Here is a 4,615-nt window from a genome sequence, read left to right on the forward strand (position 1 = left end):
CGTGCTTCGCGGGGTTGCGCGAGGTGTGGACCGGCGGCGACGTCGTGCCCGCCGCGGCGGTGCGGCGGGTTCTGGAGGCGTGTCCCGGCACGACCGTGGTGGACGTCTACGGTCCCACCGAGACCACGACCTTCGCCACCTCCCACCCGATGACCTCGACCGGCGCCGTGCCCGACGTGGTGCCCATCGGCCGTCCCCTCGACGGCATGGCCGCCTACGTGCTGGACGAACACCTGCGGCCCGTCCCGTTCGGCGTGCCCGGCGAGTTGCACCTCGCGGGCGCCGGTGTGGTTCGCGGCTACCTCGGGCAGCCCGGCCTCACCGCCCAGCGGTTCCTGCCCGACCCGTTCGGCCCGCCAGGCTCCCGCATGTACCGCACCGGCGACGTGGTGCGCTGGAAGTCCGACGGCACCGTCGAGTTCGTCGGGCGCACCGACGACCAGGTCAAGATCCGCGGCTTCCGCATCGAGACCGGCGAGATCGACGGCCGGCTGATGGACCACCCCCGCGTCGCCCAAGCAGTCACCGTCGCCCGCGCCGACGACGGCCGCAAGCGGTTGGTCGCCTACCTCGTGGCGGCCGACGGCGCCGCGCCGCCCGACGCCGACCTCCGGGCGTGGCTCAAGAGCGAGCTGCCCGACTACATGGTGCCCTCGGCGTTCGTGGTCCTGGACGGGTTGCCGCTGAACGCCAACGGCAAGGTCGACCGCAAGGCCCTGCCCGCGCCCGAGGCGCCCGCCGGCACCGAGTCCCGCCACGTCGAGCCCGGCACGCCCGTGGAGCGCGAACTGGCCCGCATCTGGGCCGAGGTGCTGCGCGCCGAGCGGGTGGGCGTCGAGGACAACTTCTTCGAGCTGGGCGGCGACTCGATCCTGAGCATCCAGGTGGTCGCACGGGCCCGGCAGGCCGGCCTGAAGCTGGCCTCCAAGGACATCTTCCTGCACCCCACCATCGCCGAGCTGGCCGCGGACGTGAGCACCGCCGGCGACGAGGCGCGCGCACCCGAGGCGCCCGTCACCGGGCCCGCGCCGCTGACGCCCATCCAGGAGTGGTTCTTCGACACCGCGCCGGGCAACCCGCACCACTTCACCATGTCCACGTTCGTCGAGCTGACCCCAGACCTCGACGAGCGGGCCCTGGGCGCCGCCGTGGACGCCGTCGTGGCGCACCACGAGGCGCTGCGCACCCGCTTCACCCGTGCCGGGGACCGGTGGGCGCAGGAGGTCACGCCCACCCCGCCGACCGGCGTGCTGGCCGTGCGCGACCTGTCCGGACTGGACGGTGACGCGCTGCGCGAGGCCGTCGAGGCCGACGCGTTGGCCGCGCAGTCGGGCCTCGACCTGGGCTCGGGCTCCCTGGTCCGCGCCCTGCTGTTCCGGCTCGGCCGGGACCGCCGCCCCCGCCTGTTCATGGCCGTGCACCACCTCGTGGTGGACGGCGTGTCGTGGCGCGTCCTGCTCGGCGACCTCGACACCGCCTACCACCAGCTGCTGCGCGGCGAGCAGGTCCGGCTCGACCCCGCGGGCACCGCGTTCGCCACGTGGGCGCGCCGCCTTGCCGAACGGGTGGCCGTAGGCGAGCTGGACGCCGACCTCGACCACTGGACGGGCTTCGCCGCGTCCGCGCCGGCCGACCTGCCCGTGGACCACGAGGGCGGAGACCCGGCCGAGGACGTGCGGGCGCTCACCGTGCGGCTCGGGCGCGCCGACACCGACGCCCTGCTGCACCAGGTGCCCGGCGTCTACCGCACCCAGGTCAACGACGTGCTGCTCAGCGCGTTGGGCCGGGCGCTGGCCGACTGGACCGGCCACGACCGCGTGCTGGTCGGGCTGGAGGGCCACGGCCGCGAGGACGTGCCCGACGACCTGGACGTCTCCCGCACCGTCGGCTGGTTCACCAGCCAGTTCCCGCTCGCGCTGCACGTGCCCGACGGCGGTTGGGACGCGGTGCTCAAGTCGGTCAAGGAGCAGGTGCGGGCGCTGCCGCGCCGCGGCCAGAGCTACGGGGCGCTGCGCTACCTCGCCGCGCCCGACTCGCCGGCGGCGGCGCTGCGGGCGGACCCTCACCCCCGGATCAGCTTCAACTACCACGGCCAGTGGGACGTGGCGGGCGGCGACGACGGCCTGTACCGGGCCCGCTGCGCCCCGGTCGGCCGCGACACCGCACCCGGCAACACCCGTGCCCACCTGCTCGACGTCGTGGGCGTGGTGGAGGACGGGGAGCTGGTGCTCACCTGGCTGTACTCCGAGCGCGTGCACGACGAGTCCACCGTGTCCGCGGTGGCCGAGGCGACGATGGCCGCGTTGCGGGGGATCGTGGAGCACTGCGCGCGGCCGGACGCCGGTGGTCGCACGCCGTCGGACTTCCCGCTGGCGCGGCTGGACCAGGCGGCGGTCGACCGCCTGGTCGGCGACGGGCGCGGCGTGGAGGACGTGCACCCGCTGACCCCGCTCCAGGAGGGGATGCTGTTCCACAGCCTGGTCGACCCGTCCTCGACGGCCTACTTCGACCAGGTCCGGCTGCGGCTGGCCGGTGTCGCCGACGACCGCGCCCTGGCCACGGCCTGGCAGCGCGTCGTGGACCGCACCCCCGTGCTGCGGGGCGCGCTGGTGTGGGAGGGCGTGCCGGAGCCGGTGCAGGTGATCCGCACCGGCGTCGAGCTGCCCGTCACCCATTACGACTGGCGCGGCCTGTCCGAGCAGGACCTGCAGCGGGAGCTGGACCGGCTGTCCGACGAGAACCTCGACCTGCGCCGGGCCCCGCTGATGCGGATCACCCTTGCCCGGCTGTCCGACGACGAGGTGCTGCTCGTCTGGACCTTCCACCACGTGCTGCTGGACGGCTGGAGCCTCGCGCAGGTCTTCGCCGAGGTCTGCGAGCTCTACGCCGCCGCCACCGACGGCCGCGCGCCGCGCCTGGTGTCCCGGCGTCCGTTCCGCGACTACCTGCGCTGGCTGGCCGGCCGGGACCGGTCGGAGGCCGAGCGGCACTGGCGCGGCGTGCTGGCGGGATTCGCCGCGGCCACCCCGCTGCCCCGCGACCGGCAGCCCGCCCGGGACCACGCCACCGAGTCCTCCGGCACGGCGCCCGTGGTCCTCACCGCCGAGCAGACCGATCGACTGCGCCGCGCCGCCCGTGCGGCGGGGTTGACGGTGAACACGGTGGTGCAGGGTGCGTGGGCGTTGTTGTTGTCGCGTTTCAGCGGTGAGTCGGATGTGGTGTTCGGGACGACGGTGTCGGGTCGTCCGGCGGAGTTGCCGGGTGTGGAGTCGATGGTCGGCCTGTTCATCAACACCGTGCCCACCAGGGCGACCGTGCGCGGTGACGCCGTGACCCTGGCGTGGCTCAAGGAGTTCCAGGCCGCCCAGACCGAGTCGCGGCGGTTCGACTTCGTGTCGTTGGCCGACCTGAGGTCGTGGAGCGACGTGCCGGCGGGCGCGAACCTGTTCGACAGCGCCGTGGTGTTCGAGAACTACCCGCTCAACGACGTCGCCGAGGTGGGCGGCATCCGGGTGACCGAGGTCCGGGCCCGCGACACCACGAACTTCCCGCTCACCCTCAGCGCCGTCCTGGACGACCGGCTGCGCCTGGACCTGGCCTACGACCCCGCCCTGTTCGACGCCGACACCGCCCGCGGTCTCGCCGACCGCCTGCACCTGCTCGTCGACGCCATCGCGACCGACGCGGACCGGCCGTTGGCCGAGTTGCCGCTGATGGACGAGGAGGAGCGTCGGCGGGTGGTGGTGGAGTGGAACGACACGGCGGGTGAGGTGCCGGCGGTGACGTTCCCGGAGGTGTTCGAGGCGCAGGTTAGGGCGACTCCGGACGCGACCGCGCTGGTGGTGGGGGACCGGTCGTTGAGCTTCGCCGAGTTGAATGCCCGCGCCAACCGCGTCGCGCGGGCGTTCGTCGCTGCGGGCGTTGGTCCGGAGCGCTCGGTGGCGCTGTCGCTGCCGCGCTCGGTGGAGTTCGTGGTGGCGCTGCTGGCGGTGTGGAAGGCCGGTGGTGTCTACCTGCCGATCGACCCGGACCTGCCCGCCGACCGCGTGGACTTCGTGCTGCGCGACGCCGACCCGGTGCTGGTGGTCGACGGGGCACTGCCGACCGCCGACGACGCCACCGATCTGACCGATGGGGATCGGCTGTCGCCCCTGAGGCCGGAGAACGCGGCGTACGTGATCTACACGTCGGGTTCCACCGGCAGGCCCAAGGGTGTGGTGGTGAAGCACCGCAGCTTGGTCAACCTGCTGGTCAACCACCGCGAGGACTTCGTCGCCGACGCCGGTGGCGGGCGGCTGCGCGTCGGGCTGTCGGCGGTGTTCTCGTTCGACACGTCGTTGGAGGGTTTCGTGCTCATGGCCGACGGCCACGAGCTGCACGTCCTGGAGGACGACGTGCGCCTGGACCCGCCCGCGTTCATCGAGTACGTCGTGCGACAGCGGATCGACTTCCTCGACCTGACCCCCTCCTACGCGCAGCAGTTGCTGGTGGCAGGGTTGTTGGAGCGCGAGCACCGGCCGAAGGTGCTCATGCTGGGTGGTGAGCCGATCGGCGAGTCGTTGTGGCGTCGGCTGGGCGAGGTGCCCGGCGTGGCGAGCTACAACTTCTACGGCCC

General features: G+C 73.5%; 1 protein-coding gene. It reads left to right on the forward strand.

Annotated elements, in window-relative coordinates; all coding sequences use genetic code 11:
* Positions 1 to 4,615, forward strand: a 4,615-nt coding sequence (locus ACFQ3T_RS34490) for a condensation domain-containing protein (protein ID WP_380729985.1), incomplete at both ends; no start/stop codon positions are given.

The sequence above is a fragment of the Saccharothrix hoggarensis genome (assembly GCF_042678885.1).
GTDB lineage: Bacteria > Actinomycetota > Actinomycetes > Mycobacteriales > Pseudonocardiaceae > Actinosynnema > Actinosynnema hoggarensis.